14 protein-coding genes and 1 pseudogene are annotated in these 14,016 nt (G+C 58.5%); 14 read left to right on the plus strand and 1 reads right to left on the minus strand.

Going from position 1 to position 14,016, the window contains the following annotated elements; translation table 11 throughout:
- Nucleotides 1-12: 12 nt before the first annotated feature.
- The 7 genes from infA to truA all read left to right on the plus strand — a co-directional run bounded on the left by infA (nucleotide 13) and on the right by truA (nucleotide 4,116).
- Nucleotides 13-234: a translation initiation factor IF-1 gene (gene infA / locus J2S62_RS03680; protein WP_082911812.1), complete on the plus strand. Its 222-nt coding sequence runs from the start codon at nucleotides 13-15 to the stop codon at nucleotides 232-234.
- Nucleotides 235-270: 36 nt separating this feature from the next.
- Entirely contained in the window at nucleotides 271-384 is a 114-nt protein-coding gene (rpmJ, locus tag J2S62_RS03685) for a 50S ribosomal protein L36 (RefSeq protein ID WP_082911783.1), read from the plus strand.
- Between the two features lie 226 nt (nucleotides 385-610).
- Entirely contained in the window at nucleotides 611-979 is a 369-nt protein-coding gene (rpsM, locus tag J2S62_RS03690; protein WP_310171527.1) for a 30S ribosomal protein S13, read from the plus strand.
- Nucleotides 980-1,032: 53 nt separating this feature from the next.
- Nucleotides 1,033-1,431, plus strand: a complete 399-nt coding sequence (gene rpsK, locus J2S62_RS03695) for a 30S ribosomal protein S11 (RefSeq protein WP_141868301.1) — start codon at nucleotides 1,033-1,035, stop codon at nucleotides 1,429-1,431.
- A gap of 130 nt (nucleotides 1,432-1,561) precedes the next feature.
- Nucleotides 1,562-2,554, plus strand: coding sequence for a DNA-directed RNA polymerase subunit alpha (locus J2S62_RS03700; RefSeq protein WP_310171530.1), 993 nt, complete (start codon nucleotides 1,562-1,564; stop codon nucleotides 2,552-2,554).
- Between the two features lie 59 nt (nucleotides 2,555-2,613).
- The gene (gene rplQ, locus J2S62_RS03705) at nucleotides 2,614-3,165 is read left to right on the plus strand and encodes a 50S ribosomal protein L17 (RefSeq protein ID WP_310171532.1); all 552 of its coding nucleotides are present in this window, start codon (nucleotides 2,614-2,616) and stop codon (nucleotides 3,163-3,165) included.
- 87 nt (nucleotides 3,166-3,252) lie between these two features.
- Nucleotides 3,253-4,116, plus strand: a complete 864-nt coding sequence (gene truA, locus J2S62_RS03710) for a tRNA pseudouridine(38-40) synthase TruA (protein WP_310171534.1) — start codon at nucleotides 3,253-3,255, stop codon at nucleotides 4,114-4,116.
- Here truA and J2S62_RS03715 read toward each other — a convergent pair.
- Nucleotides 4,091-4,996, minus strand: coding sequence for a LysR family transcriptional regulator (locus J2S62_RS03715; RefSeq protein WP_310171536.1), 906 nt, complete (start codon nucleotides 4,994-4,996; stop codon nucleotides 4,091-4,093). The genes truA and J2S62_RS03715 overlap by 26 nt on opposite strands.
- 195 nt (nucleotides 4,997-5,191) lie before the next feature.
- Here J2S62_RS03715 and J2S62_RS03720 point away from each other — a divergent pair.
- The 7 genes and pseudogenes from J2S62_RS03720 to J2S62_RS03750 all read left to right on the plus strand — a co-directional run bounded on the left by J2S62_RS03720 (nucleotide 5,192) and on the right by J2S62_RS03750 (nucleotide 14,011).
- Nucleotides 5,192-6,103 (plus strand): annotated as a pseudogene (locus J2S62_RS03720) (VOC family protein).
- 320 nt (nucleotides 6,104-6,423) lie between these two features.
- Nucleotides 6,424-6,867, plus strand: coding sequence for a 50S ribosomal protein L13 (rplM, locus tag J2S62_RS03725; protein WP_310171538.1), 444 nt, complete (start codon nucleotides 6,424-6,426; stop codon nucleotides 6,865-6,867).
- Nucleotides 6,868-6,889: 22 nt separating this feature from the next.
- Entirely contained in the window at nucleotides 6,890-7,387 is a 498-nt protein-coding gene (rpsI, locus tag J2S62_RS03730; protein WP_310171540.1) for a 30S ribosomal protein S9, read from the plus strand.
- Nucleotides 7,388-7,578: 191 nt separating this feature from the next.
- Nucleotides 7,579-9,609, plus strand: coding sequence for a hydantoinase/oxoprolinase family protein (locus tag J2S62_RS03735; RefSeq protein ID WP_310171542.1), 2,031 nt, complete (start codon nucleotides 7,579-7,581; stop codon nucleotides 9,607-9,609).
- Between the two features lie 2 nt (nucleotides 9,610-9,611).
- The gene (locus J2S62_RS03740; protein ID WP_310171545.1) at nucleotides 9,612-11,207 is read left to right on the plus strand and encodes a hydantoinase B/oxoprolinase family protein; all 1,596 of its coding nucleotides are present in this window, start codon (nucleotides 9,612-9,614) and stop codon (nucleotides 11,205-11,207) included.
- Between the two features lie 131 nt (nucleotides 11,208-11,338).
- Entirely contained in the window at nucleotides 11,339-12,781 is a 1,443-nt protein-coding gene (locus J2S62_RS03745) for an aldehyde dehydrogenase family protein (RefSeq protein WP_310171548.1), read from the plus strand.
- 9 nt (nucleotides 12,782-12,790) lie between these two features.
- Entirely contained in the window at nucleotides 12,791-14,011 is a 1,221-nt protein-coding gene (locus J2S62_RS03750; RefSeq protein ID WP_310171551.1) for an alanine racemase, read from the plus strand.
- The last annotated feature ends 5 nt before the right edge of the window (nucleotides 14,012-14,016 follow it).

The following is a 14,016-nucleotide window of genomic DNA, read 5'->3' on the forward strand; positions in this document are numbered from 1 at the left end:
ATTGTGGAGGACATGGCTAAAAAAGAAGGCGTCATTGAAGTTGAAGGAACCGTTTCAGAAGCGTTACCAAACGCAATGTTCCGGGTCCGGCTAGATAACGACCACATCGTGCTTGCCACCATTTCCGGCAAAATGCGTCAACACTATATTCGCATCCTGCCAGAAGACCGTGTGGTGGTCGAGCTTAGCCCATACGACCTTGAACGAGGCCGTATCGTCTACCGCTACAAATAAACCCATCCACCTCTGGAACGCTCAAGGAGGAACCCTGTGAAGGTTCAGCCAAGCGTGAAGCGGATCTGCGATGACTGCAAAGTCATTCGCCGCCACGGCAATGTCATGGTGATCTGCTCTAACCCACGCCACAAACAGCGCCAGGGCTAAGGCCCAGCGCAAGTGTAATTAGGCCCACCAACGGGCCGCGGCAACACAGAGTATTAACTCAACCTTCGGACAAGACAAAGGCCGAAGACTTATCCGCCAGGTAAGGACAGTGTCGCAGATGTGTCGAGTTCTTCACATCTCGCATTGCACCGCCTGGCCGGAAATTATTCCCGGGTAAGGACGTGTTGTCGAAGACCTTTGTCATAAAGAACAGGAGAACGGCCATATGGCACGTCTAGCAGGCGTTGATATTCCACGTGAAAAGCGTGTCGTCATCGCTCTCACCTACATTTATGGTGTTGGCAACAGCCGCGCAACCCAAATTCTGGAAGCGACCGGCATTGACGCGAGCACTCGCGTCAAAGATCTATCTGATGACGAAATGGTGAAACTGCGCGACTACATCGAAGGCAACCTTCAGGTTGAAGGTGACCTCCGCCGTGAAGTTGCAGCAGACATTCGTCGCAAAGTCGAAATTGGTTCTTACCAAGGTCTGCGCCACCGTCGTGGTCTACCAGTCCGCGGTCAGCGCACCAAGAACAACGCACGTACCCGTAAGGGCCCGAAGAAGACTGTTGCAGGACGCAAGAAGTAACTTCTCGTCCCACCAAGTATTACTAATCCAAGCTTTTTGTAGGAGAGCATTCTATGGCAAAGCCACGCGGTGCGGCCCCACGTAAGGGACGTCGCTCCAAGAAGAATATTACTCAGGGCCAAGCCCACATTAAATCAACCTTCAACAACACCATCGTGTCCATCACCGATACCACCGGTGCTGTGATCTCTTGGGCTTCTGCCGGAGAGATGGGTTTCAAAGGTTCCCGTAAATCGACCCCGTTTGCTGCTCAAACCGCGGCTGAGCATGCTGCCAAGCGCGCCCAAGAACACGGGATGCGTAAAGTCGACGTCTTCGTCAAAGGCCCAGGCTCCGGTCGCGAAACCGCGATTCGTTCGCTGCAGGCCGCCGGCCTGGAAGTTGGCTCCATTTCGGACGTCACTCCAGTTGCGCACAACGGTGCACGCCCGGCTAAACGTCGTCGCGTCTAAGGCTTTTGAGCACACCGCGACCAGGTCGACAGCCATGTTGGCCACCGGTTGCGGATAACACCAGAAATTTTTCCCTCGTTTCCCCCAACTGCGCGCATCAAATGGCGGATCGCGCCGAAAGGAAATGTCAGTGCTCATTGCACAGCGCCCCACGTTGACTGAAGAACCCGTATCAGAAACCCGTTCCCGGTTCGTTATCGAACCACTGGAGCCAGGTTTCGGTTACACCCTCGGCAACTCGCTGCGTCGTACCCTGCTGTCCTCGATCCCAGGTGCTGCTGTCACCTCGGTTCGGATTGACCAGGTACTGCACGAGTTCACCACCATCCAGGGTGTAAAAGAAGACGTCACTGAAGTCATCTTGAACGTCAAGCAACTATCGGTCTCATCCCACCACGACGAGCCAGTCGTTGCTTACCTGCGCAAGCAGGGCCCCGGTGTCGTGACCGCAGCAGACATCACACCACCGGCCGGTGTCGAGGTCCACAACCCGGACCTGCACATCGCCACCCTGAACGAAAAGGGCAAATTCGACATGGAACTGACCATTGAACGTGGTCGTGGCTATGTCACAGCAGCCCAGAACAAATCCCCAGATGCTGAAATCGGCCGGATCCCAGTCGACTCCATCTACTCACCAGTCATGGTGGTCACCTTCAAAGTTGATGCGACTCGTGTTGAACAGCGCACCGACTTCGACAAGCTGACCATCGATGTGGAAACCAAACCATCCATGGCACCCCGCGATGCTCTGGCCTCTGCGGGTTCCACCCTGGTTGAACTATTTGGTCTGGCACGCGAACTCAATGTCGAAGCAGAAGGTATCGAAGTTGGCCCCTCGCCGGTCGATACCAGTGTTGCAGCAGATCTTGCACTACCGGTAGAAGACCTGGAACTGACGGTACGGTCTTATAACTGCCTCAAGCGCGAAGGCATCAACACCGTTGGTGAACTTGTTGCACGCTCCGAGACCGATCTGATGGACATCCGCAACTTCGGTGCCAAATCCATCGACGAAGTCAAAGAGAAACTTGATGAACTCGGACTGTCGTTGAAAGACGGCGGGCCGGGGAACTTCGACTCGCCCTTTGACTCCCAGGAGTCAAACGAGTACGGACTCTAAGACCTATCTGAACCACTGACTCTCGGCCCAAACGCCGGGAGATCATACAAGGAGAATTCATGCCTACCCCAACAAAAGGACCGCGCCTGGGCGGCGGACCGGCACACCAGCGTCGTATGCTGGCTAACCTGTCGGTGAGCCTGTTCGAGCACAAGTCCATCAAGACCACGCTCACCAAGGCCAAGCGCCTCCAGCCATATGCAGAACGTCTGGTCACCTACGCTAAGCAAGGCGATCTTGCTTCACGCCGCAAAGTACAGGGCCTAATCGCCGGCAACTCGCGCACCAACAAATCCGTTGTGCACGAGCTGTTCACCGTTATCGGCCCAGCCATGGCACAGCGTGAAGGCGGCTACACCCGCATCACCAAGATCGGCAACCGCTCCGGCGACAACGCCCCCATGGCAGTCATTGAATTGGTCATGGAACCAGTTTCGCCAAAACAGGCTGTTATTGCTGAAGCAGAAGGTGTCGCCGAAGCTGCATCCGAAGACACTGTAGTTGAATCGACCGAAGCTGACGAAGCCCAGGTTGAAGATACTGCTGCAACTGAAGAAGAGACCCAAGCAACTTCCGACGACGCCGAAAAGGCCGAAGAGGAAAACAAATAAGTCGCTGAGACTCTTCTAAACATCAAGCCCCGCCACTGTGCGGGGCTTGATGTTTTAATATCTCGGTCACCGACTACACTGACAGCTATGCACGACACCGCCACACACCGTATCAGGATCGATCTGGCCTACGACGGGACTGACTATCACGGTTGGGCCACCCAACCCGGTTTACCGACCGTCCAAGATGCGATCGAAACCGGACTGGCAACAATTTTTCGTGAGCCGATCTCAGTTACTGTGGCTGGACGGACCGATGCCGGCGTCCATGCCGCCAGACAGGTCATCCACTGTGACGTGCCCGTAAGTCTTTGGGAGAAGCTACCCGGCAACAGCCCTGAACGCCCGGCCGAAGCTGCGATGGTCTCCAAGCTCAATGGTGTCCTTGCCCGTGAGGATGGGGCGATTCGAATCCTGCAGGCCCGCATCGCCCCGCCCGGCTTTGACGCCAGGTTCTCAGCGCTCTCGCGCAGCTACCGGTACCGGATCGCAGCCAACGATCCCGACCCGCTCACCCGGCATTTCACATATCATCACCGCAAGCCACTCAACATTGACCTCATGGCCGCAGAAATCGCCGGGCTTCACGGTCTGTATGACTTTGGTTCGTTTTGCAAACCTCGACCCGGGGCAACCACGCTGCGTACCCTGCAGCACTTCGAGCTGGAGACCACCGCAGATACCTTGAGCGTGCGGTTACGTGCCGACGCGTTTTGTCATCACATGGTGCGGGCCCTGGTCGGTGCGCTGCTCCAAGTCGGCGACGGCACACGTGCACCAGGCTGGTTGCGCGACAGACTGGCTGAGCCCGTTCGGGATTCCTATATGAGTCTGGCCCCAGCCCACGGGCTGGTGCTGGAGGGGGTGGAGTATCCACCCGATGACCAGGTCGCGGCCCGCGCTGCCCAAACCCGAGCCAGGCGGACTACTTCGCAGCAGACTTCCGGCTAATCCGCGCTGCGGCATCAGAAATAACGGCCACAACCGCGGCTGTATTGGCGGTGACCTCTTGCTGGTCCGTCACCAGCTCGAGCCGGGTCGTGGGCCGGGAAGTGATGGGGGTGGTGACCACCCCGGGGAACGAGAACGACGAAAATGATGCCGGTAAAATCGAAGCGCCGACGCCGGCGGCAACCAGACCCATCACGTTTTCCTGGTTCACTGCGCGTTGCACGACTCGCGGCGGGTGACCCAGATGGTGGAAGATTTCCATAATATTGGTGACATAGCCCGGCATCGACTGATACGGGAAGAGCACCAGCGGAAGTTTGATGAGATCTTCCGGGGACACGGCCTCTTGGCTGGCGAGTCCATGGTTCGATGGCAACACGGCGACCATTTGTTCAGTCAACAGCGTGGTGAACTGGAGCCCAGACTGTAATGGTGCATCGCGCATGATGCCGATATCCAGGCGGTTTTCCAGTAACGCTTCGACTTGCTCACCGGTGGCCATTGGCTGCAGGTCCAGTTGGATACCGGGATGCTGCAGGCGTACATCACGGACCCCAGCTGGGATGAGCTCATAACTTGCGGAGGAGACGAACCCGACTCGGACTCGGCCGCGACGTCCTGCCTTGATTTCTCGGATGTCTTCGACTGCCTCGTCAAGGTCCTGCAAAATGGGCCGGATCAGATCCTGAAACCGAGCTCCCTCGGCCGTCAGCGACACTCGACGGGACGTGCGGTCAAATAACGTCACCCCCAGCTCTTCTTCCAACCGTTTGATGTGCACGGTTAGGGGAGGTTGGGAAATGTGTAACCGAGCGGCGGCGCGACCAAAGTGCAATTCTTCGGCCACAGCCATGAAGTATTCAAGTTGACGTAATTCCACGGTGCTTCCTTCTAGTCGGCACGCAGCAGGCCGACCGATACAACTCTATCGCACCACTTGACAGTCCAGAGCGCTCACCGACTCGTTACCCGTGTGAACAATCGGCAGCACCACCTTCGCGTGACGACTAGCGATGGAAGAATCTTTGTACCGGACACATAGGAGAGAGCCCCCAGCAGCTGAAAAAATGTTGTCATGGTGACGACACCCAGGATTACTCCCAATATTTGGTTTCAGGGCACCGCCGGGGAAGCTGTGGAACATTATCTTGAGACTTTCGGCAGAGGTTCTAAAATACTCAAAACGGTGTCCTATCCGGAAACCGGACTTCCGGAGTTCCAGCGCGATTTCGCCGGCCAGTTGTTGGTATCGGACTTCTCGCTGCGCGGGTTCCGGCTGACAGCAATCAATGCCGGCGAACAATTTACCCCGACCCCGGCGATCTCTTTCACGCTCAACTTTGATCCCTTGCAATACGTGGATACTGACGCAGCACGCGCTGACCTCGATGCGCTCTGGCATCGGCTCTTGGCTGGTGGGCAGACGCTGATGCCACTGCAGGAGTATGCATTCAGTCGCCGCTACGGGTGGGTCCAAGACCGTTATGGTGTGTCGTGGCAGCTGATCCTCACGGATCCAGAAGGTGACCCGCGGCCATTTATCATGCCGGCCTTCCTCTTTGGTGGGGTCCACCAGAACCTCGCGGCTGAAGCGATCGAATATTGGACCCAGGTGTTTCCGAACTCATCCATAGGTGCGCAGTTCCGCTATCGCGAACCGACAGGCCCCGCCACCACAACGTCGTTGATGTTCAGTGATTTCACGCTCGATGGGCAATGGTTTATGGCCATGGACTCAGCCGTGGACCAAGATGCCACGTTCACCGAAGCGATCTCGCTGCTGGTGGCGTGTGAAGACTAGGCAGAAATCGACTACTACTGGGAGGCGCTGTCGGCGGTACCCGAGGCCGAACAGTGTGGCTGGTGCAAAGATCGGTTCGGGGTGTCCTGGCAGATCGTGCCACGGCAGATGGATCAGCTCATGCAGCATCCGGGTGCCTATGCGAACATGCTGCGTATGAAAAAACTCGTGATCGCCGATATCTGACCTCGTCGAAGCCTGTTCACGGACTCGTCGAAGATACTGTAGTGACCAAGAACTCGACGCGATTTGGTCACTGAGGCCGATCCGTAGTATTATGGGTAGCTGTTGTGCGTGTCCTCCCGGATCGCAAGCGCAGCAGGGCCTGACGTCGTTGCATCGTCGATGGGTCGTTGCGGCACCGGGAAGATCGGACCCGGCTTCACGCCAGCCCTCACCTGGTGTACCGGAGATGCACTGTCAACTTAACAGCAATGTCGCGCAACTGAATCTCACGGCCGTGCGATATATTGCTGACCGAACCCGACATACGAAGGCTAAACATAGTGCGTACGTTTACACCAACGCCAGACGACGTAGATCGTCAATGGCACGTCATTGACGCCACCGATGTGGTGCTAGGGCGTCTTGCCAGCCAGGTGGCAACGCTGCTGCGCGGCAAGCACAAGCCCACTTTTGCCCCACACATGGACATGGGCGATTTCGTGATCATCACTAACGCCGACAAAGTTGCTTTGACCGGCGCGAAGCTTGAGCAGAAAAAAGCATACCGTCACTCTGGTTACCCGGGTGGCTTGACCTCGACGACTTACGCCGAACTGCTGGAGAAAAACCCAGTTCGCGCCGTAGAAAAAGCTGTCAAGGGTATGCTGCCGAAGAACCGCATCGCTGACCAGATGTTCAAGAAACTGAAGGTTTACGAAGGTTCTGATCACCCGCACGCTGCCCAGCAGCCAAAAGAATTTATCATCGACCAGGTCGCCCAGTAAGCCCTGAGTTCAAGGAGAACCCATGACTGAAAACGTCAATGAGATCACTGAGGACCAGGAGCTGACCAGCTACACCTCGGAATCTGATACCACCGTTACAACTGAAGAAGTTGCTGAACGCCCAGCGCTGACCCAATCCGGTCAGGCCGTTGGCCGTCGCAAACGCGCCATCGCTCGTGTCCGTCTCATTCCAGGTACCGGTACCTGGAAGATCAACGGTCGCGAACTCGACGCGTACTTCCCGAACAAACTGCACCAGCAGGAAGTCAATGACCCATTCCGTGTACTTGAACTCGAAGGCGCCTACGACGTCATCGCGCTCGTGCACGGTGGCGGCCCTTCCGGTCAAGCCGGTGCGGTCCGTCTGGGCATTGCTCGTGCACTGAACGAAATCGATCGCGAGAACAACCGCGGCCCGCTGAAGAAAGCTGGCTTCCTGACTCGTGACGCTCGTGCAGTTGAGCGCAAGAAGGCCGGTCTCAAGAAGGCCCGTAAAGCGCCACAATACTCGAAGCGTTAACTCGCCAACAGTTTTACAAAAGACATCCGTCAGCATTGCGCTGGCGGATGTTTTTTGCGTTAAGTCAGAGTGGACCGGGCCACCAAGGTACGAAGACAGTGATGGAACCCTCTCATTGCGGCACATGTCACGCTACGATCTAAGATGTACCAGCCGACAGCGTCAACGTAGAAGGGCGTGACCGAGTGATCATGAGTCAACCAGACGAGCAGCTGCACATGGCCATCGATACGGGAGGAACGTTCACGGATGTGGCCGTTCGAACCACCGATGGCACGATGCATGTCTGGAAGCTCCCCTCCACGCCGCAGGCACCGAACCAAGCGGTCATTGATGGGGTTCACGGTGCGCTTGAACGAATCGATCGCACCCCGCAGGAACTCACTCGATTTGTACACGGCAGCACGGTTGCCACCAACACCGTCATCACCCGGGATGGCGCCCGTGTCGGTATGGTCACGACCAGTGGGTTCCGGGACGTCCTGGCGATAGCTCATCAAGCCAGACCATCAATCTATGACCAACATCAACGTCGTCCCGAACCGTTGATCCCGCGCGCTGCGATCGTCGAAGCGATCCAACGCATGGATGCCGAGGGAAACATCCTGGTTGAGCTCGACGAGGCAGCCCTGCGCGACGCTGTGGAACCCTTGCGAGACCAACAACTTGATGTGGTCGTCGTGTCGTTTCTCAACGCTTACGTCAACCCTGCCCACGAACAACGCGCCGCAGACCTGATCGCCGACCTCGGCGTGGCCGATCACGTGGTAGCCGCAACTGACGTCACCGCTGAGATGCGGGAGTACGAGCGGACCTCCACCGCAGCGATCAATGCTTATGTCGCCCCGCGAATATCCAGCTATATCCAGCGTCTCGAACAAGGCCTCGAACAAGCCGGCGTCAACACCAAATGGCGCATTATGCAATCCTCCGGTGGGTTGCTCAGCCCTGATGACGCTGCGCAGCATCCGGCACGAACCGTATTATCCGGGCTGGCCGGGGGAGTGGTCGGTGCCGCCAACTGGGCCAAACACCTGGGACTGCCGCGCGTGGTGTCGTTTGATATCGGTGGGACCTCAACCGACATCGCGCTTATCCGTGACGGGATCCCCGACGAGACACTCTCCTCAGAAATAGCCGGCCTTCCCCTCAAGCTGCCTTCGGTGGACGTCCATACGATCGGAGCCGGTGGCGGTTCCATTGCATGGTTAGATTCTGGCGGGGGACTCCGTGTTGGACCCCATTCCGCCGGCGCCGAGCCCGGTCCGATCAGCTACCAGCGCGGTGGCACTGAACTGACGGTCACGGATGCTCACGCCGTACTGGGCCGCCTGGGTGATGAGCTGCTTGGCGGTGAGTTCAGTCTCGATGTGCAAGCAGCCCACGAGGCAATGTCAGACTGGGGACAGCAGCTGGGCTTATCGGCAGAAGACACCGCCGAAGGCATCCTTCGAGTTATCACCGCAACCATGGCCCGTGGCATCCGCAAAGTTTCGGTCGAACGTGGAGTGGACCTTCGCACCTGCGACCTCATGGCCTTCGGCGGTGCCGGTCCGCTGCACGGAGCTGATCTTGCCCATGAGCTCAACATGCAATCGGCGGTCATTCCGCCGCGACCTGGGATCGCTTCGGCGGTCGGGATGCTTGATGCCCCGATTCGACATGACTACGCCACCAGTGTCGACGCCCGCGCCGCTGCAGCGCTGGCCGACCTTTCCGGGACATTCGAAGCCATGCAGGCAACGGCTCGTGAGGATCTGGACCACCCGGAAGCTGAAACGCACTTCGAACAGCTCGTTGATGCCCGGTACATTGGCCAGTCTTACGAGTTGACGGTTCCCTGGGATGAGGACTGGGAGCGCCAGCGCGAGATCTTTGAACACGCCCACGAAGCCAACTATGGTTTCGCCGACCCGGATGCGCTCATGGAGATCGTAGTCGCCCGACTGGTAGTCACTCAGCCGTTAGAACACGGGGAACTCGAATCTGTGGCCAGCATTGACGCCGAGGTCACTCCGCAGCGCCACCGCGAGGTGTATATCGACGGCGCCTGGCGTCAAGTGCCCATTTATGACCGGGCTACCTTCGGTGACGGCACCGTCATCACCGGACCAGCCGTGATCGAACAGTTCGACTCGACCATTTACGTGCGCCCAGACCAAGTCGCGCACAACGATACCTACGACTTCTTACACCTTCGCCCGGCCCAGGAACAGGAGTGAGTATGGAGACCGCAGCGCTAAACCCGGTCGAACTGGAAATCGCCCGGAACCGGCTAGAGTCCATTTCCGAAGAGGTCGGCACCGCACTGATCCAGACCAGTTATTCACCTAATATCAAAGACCGGCGCGACTGCTCAGCCGGTATCTACGGCCCTGATGGCATGTTGATCTCACAAGCCGAACACATTCCGCTCCACCTGGGGCTCATGCCGACGATGATCAAAAACGCCCTGGCGACCTACGGCGCTGATCGCCTCGTTGAAGGTGACGTGCTGATCACCAACAATCCGTATTTGGGTGGGTCACATTTGCCGGACATGTGTGTCATCACGCCGGTCTTCTGGCAGGACGAATTGATCGCTGTCGTGGCCAATATGGCCCACCACGTCGATGTTGGTGGTATCACCCCGGGTTCTATGGCGACTCATGCCACCGAAATTTTCCAGGAGGGGGTTCGTGTTCCCCCGGTCAAGCTCTTCTCCCAAGGCACATTGCGCCAGGAGCTCCTGTCCGTCATGCTGGCCAATATTCGGACCCAAGATAAAACCCGCGGTGACATTATGGCCCAGGTGGCCGCGAACCGGTTAGGCGAGCGCCGCATCCATGAACTCCTCGAAGAATGGGGCGCTGAGCGATTCGCGCAATCGACCCATGCTCTGGTCGGGTATGCGGCCCGCCGGACCCGGGCGGCGATCGAACAACTGCCCGATGGTACTGGGACATTTACCGATTCTTTGGAACACGACGGAAATCAACAACGCGATGTGGCGATCACGGTGACGGTCGAAGTCTCCGGCGACGAGTTGTTCGTCGACTTTATCGCCACCGACGATCAGGTGGACGGAGCCGTGAACTGTTCTTGGGCAGTCACCGAGGGCTGTGTGGCCTATGTGATCAAACTGCTCACGGACCCGACCCTGCCCTCAAATGCCGGGCTGATGGAACCCATCAGCGTCACCACCCGAGAAGGATCATTGGTCGCAGCGAAATTTCCCGCCCCGGTGGCCAACGGCAATATTCAAACCTCCCAGCGCATTGTCGATGCGCTGCTGGGGGCATTTCACGAGTTCGCTCCCGAACAGGTTCCGGCGGCCTCCTCGGGGTCTATGTCGATTATGACCATCGGTGGATTCGACGAAACCACGGGCCAATACTTCTCCTATGTGGAAACCTACGGCGGTGGGCAGGGTGCGATGCCCGACCAGGATGGTGCATCAGCGATCCACACCCATATGACCAACACGCGCAACACCCCGTGTGAAGTAATCGAACGCGAATACCCGCTGCGGGTCGAGGCATACCAAATCGCTGAAAACACCGGCGGCGATGGGCGCTACCGTGGCGGCGACGGACTGATCCGCCATCTCACCTTGACGCGCGGCAAAGCACAAGTAGTAGCCGGCACTTCTCGAGTGACCACCGCGCCGTGGGGACTAGCCGGTGGCGCCGACGGTAAACCCGGCAGCGTGATCCGACACGGCCCCGACGGTGACGAGCATCGGGAATCGATGACGAGGTTTGAGGTGCAAGCCGGCGAAGGCATTACGATCCAGACCGCCGGGGGCGGCGGTTACGGCTCAAGCCCGGCAGCGGAGTAGCAATCGATACCGTGAAATAACGGTGCCCTAGAAGATGGCGCGTTGCGAAGCACATCGCGATCTTGGTCGCGTCACGTTGCGTGTTACTCAGGAGTAACAGTACGCTGAGGTAAACCCTAGAAAGGTGGTTCATGACCGCAGCCACGACCATTCAGGACCTTAATCATATCTTCGCCACCGGACGCACCCGCAGTGTGAGTTGGCGGTTGAGTCAGCTCGCTGCTCTGCAGCGTATGCTCGAGGAACATGCTGACACCCTCGAAGCAGCCTTACGAAAAGACCTCGGCAAAAACGGTTTTGAAGCCTGGGTTTCTGAAATCGGGCAGGTGCTGGAAGAGATCAAGTGGCTGCGCAAACACGCCGCCGACTGGGCTACACCCCAACGAGTTCGCACCCCGATGGCATTGTGGCCAGCTACGTCGCGGATCGAACACGAACCGCGTGGCACGGTATTGGTCATCTCCCCGTGGAATTACCCGGTCATGCTGTCGCTGTCGCCCTTAGCCGGTGCAGTCGCCACCGGCAATACCGTCGTACTCAAGCCTTCCGAAATTAGCACAGCGGTAGAAGCCGCCCTGGCCGAACTGATTCCTCGGTACCTGGATCCGCATGCCGTGCGAGTTATCACCGGTGGACCCGAGGTCGTCCACGAGATGATCGAAGCCGGTCCCAATTATGTGTTCTTTACCGGTTCCTCCCGTGTCGGTTCGATCATCGCCCAGGCGTGCGCCGAACGGCATATTGACTACACCCTGGAACTTGGCGGTCAATCACCGGTCTACGTTCATCACGATGCCAACCTCAAAACCACAGCGACACGACTGGTGTGGGGCAAGTTCTTCAACGCGGGCCAAACCTGTGTGGCCCCGAACCACATTTATGTCCACCAAGACGTCGCAGAGCAACTACGAGAAGCGATTCTTGCTGAACTGCTACGGCAGTTTGGGACTGATCCGGCAACGAATCCCGACTATCCGCGTATGATCACCCCCGAGCACACCCAATCAGTAGCCGACCTGTTGGCCAAGACCAGCGGAACGATCATCCACGGCGGCACCAGTGATGCCTCCCGGCGGTATATCGAGCCGACCGTCGTGACCAACGTGGCCGAGCACGACGCGGTCATGTCGCGGGAGCTGTTCGGCCCAGTACTCCCGATCATCTCTGTCACCGGTCCCGATGACGCCCTGGACCGGATCCGTCAGCGGGAGGAGCCGTTGGCCTGCTACCTGTTTACCGAATCGGCCAGCCTTAAAGAGTACTTCTTGCCACGCGTGGTCGCCGGCGGGATCGGGATCAACGTCCCGGTCATGCACGTTGCCACGCCACACCTGCCGTTCGGGGGCGTTGGCGCCTCCGGCACCGGCCACTACCACGGCAAATGGTCGCTGGAAACCTTCACCCAACAACGTGCGGTGTTGGATAAATCCACGCGTTTCGACACAATCAAACTCATCACCCAGCCGGTTCCTGCCTGGGCACACTGGGCCGTTCGGCGGCTGCTGTCGGCCGGGAAAATTCCGGCCAACGACCTGCAAGCCGCCCGCCGCTTCCAGACTGACAGACCACGGTAGCAGGCCAGCATGGCACCTGCCTTTGACCTCTTGGGCCCCAACACGCCCAATCCTGGAGACCAACATCGCCGATTAGCTACCGCCTGTCAGCATCTTGCTGCACCGGTGGCTGTCTTAGACCTGCACGCCCTGTCTGCTAATGCTCATGCGTTGGTGCAGCGCGCTGGTGGTAAACCGGTGCGCATCGCCTCAAAATCTCTCCGCTCGACCGGCGTGCTCACAGCCCTGCTCGCGACCCCCGGATACGCCGGAGTGTTAGCCTTCAGCCTCCGTGAAGCTATCATGTTGGTCCAAACCGGCGTGGCCCAAGACGTGGTGGTCGCCTATCCCACCACAGACCGCCACGCACTGACCCAGTTGTTGGACTCCGAACACCTGCTGCAAGCCATCACGGTGATGATCGATCACCCAGAGCAGCTGCAGTTCATTCGACGCCTTGGTACCGGGGTAGCTGCGGTGCGCGTGTGCCTAGATCTCGATATGTCGTTGCGAGCAGGTCCGCTGCACATTGGGACCCGCAGATCACCCATCCACACCGTTGACCACGTAACCGCCGCGGCCGAATACATCACCGCCACCCACATGTTCCGGCTGGTCGGGCTGATGGGTTACGAAGCCCAGATCGCCGGCGTGACCGATAACAACCCACTCATCTCAGCCATCAAACGCATTTCCAACACTGAATTGCGCGCTCGCCGCCGCCACCTCGTGCGTGCCGCTCAACGCGTGCTGACCAGCCGTGGTCTCCCGGACCTGGAATTCGTCAACGGCGGGGGCACCGGCTCGCTGGAATCCACTGCCACAGATGACGCGGTCACCGAAGTCGCCGCTGGGTCTGGCATTTATGGCCCGCACCTGTTCGATCACTATGACACCTTCACCCCCGAGCCGGCGGCCTTTTTCGGCCTAGACGTCACCCGCCATCCCGCACCCGGGTTCGTCACCGTCCAGGGTGGCGGGTGGATCGCCTCTGGAACCCCCGGCGCCGACCGTCTGCCGCTGCCCGTCTACCCGTCCGGACTGCACTACACCAGAACCGAAGGCGCCGGTGAAGTGCAGACCCCGTTGCACGCTGCCGGGTCAGCTGTGCCGGACATTGGTCAGCGCATCTGGTTTCGTCATGCCAAAGCTGGGGAACTGGCCGAACACGTCAACCACTTCCATCTCGTCACTCAACATCGCATCACAGCCACCGTCACCACGTATCGCGGCGACGGTTTTGTGCTGTGACCAGA

Origin of the sequence: Enteractinococcus fodinae, assembly GCF_031458395.1 — a bacterium.
GTDB lineage: Bacteria > Actinomycetota > Actinomycetes > Actinomycetales > Micrococcaceae > Yaniella > Yaniella fodinae.

Excerpts from the sequence above, each read along its gene's own strand:
- infA (WP_082911812.1), top strand. The coding sequence starts at position 13 with ATGGCTAAAAAAGAAGGCGTCATTGAAGTTGAAGGAACCGTTTCAGAA.
- rpsM (WP_310171527.1), top strand. The coding sequence starts at position 611 with ATGGCACGTCTAGCAGGCGTTGATATTCCACGTGAAAAGCGTGTCGTC.
- rpsK (WP_141868301.1), top strand. The coding sequence starts at position 1,033 with ATGGCAAAGCCACGCGGTGCGGCCCCACGTAAGGGACGTCGCTCCAAG.
- rplQ (WP_310171532.1), top strand. The coding sequence starts at position 2,614 with ATGCCTACCCCAACAAAAGGACCGCGCCTGGGCGGCGGACCGGCACAC.
- truA (WP_310171534.1), top strand. The coding sequence starts at position 3,253 with ATGCACGACACCGCCACACACCGTATCAGGATCGATCTGGCCTACGAC.
- rpsI (WP_310171540.1), top strand. The coding sequence starts at position 6,890 with ATGACTGAAAACGTCAATGAGATCACTGAGGACCAGGAGCTGACCAGC.
- J2S62_RS03735 (WP_310171542.1), top strand. The coding sequence starts at position 7,579 with ATGAGTCAACCAGACGAGCAGCTGCACATGGCCATCGATACGGGAGGA.
- J2S62_RS03740 (WP_310171545.1), top strand. The coding sequence starts at position 9,612 with ATGGAGACCGCAGCGCTAAACCCGGTCGAACTGGAAATCGCCCGGAAC.
- J2S62_RS03745 (WP_310171548.1), top strand. The coding sequence starts at position 11,339 with ATGACCGCAGCCACGACCATTCAGGACCTTAATCATATCTTCGCCACC.
- J2S62_RS03750 (WP_310171551.1), top strand. The coding sequence starts at position 12,791 with ATGGCACCTGCCTTTGACCTCTTGGGCCCCAACACGCCCAATCCTGGA.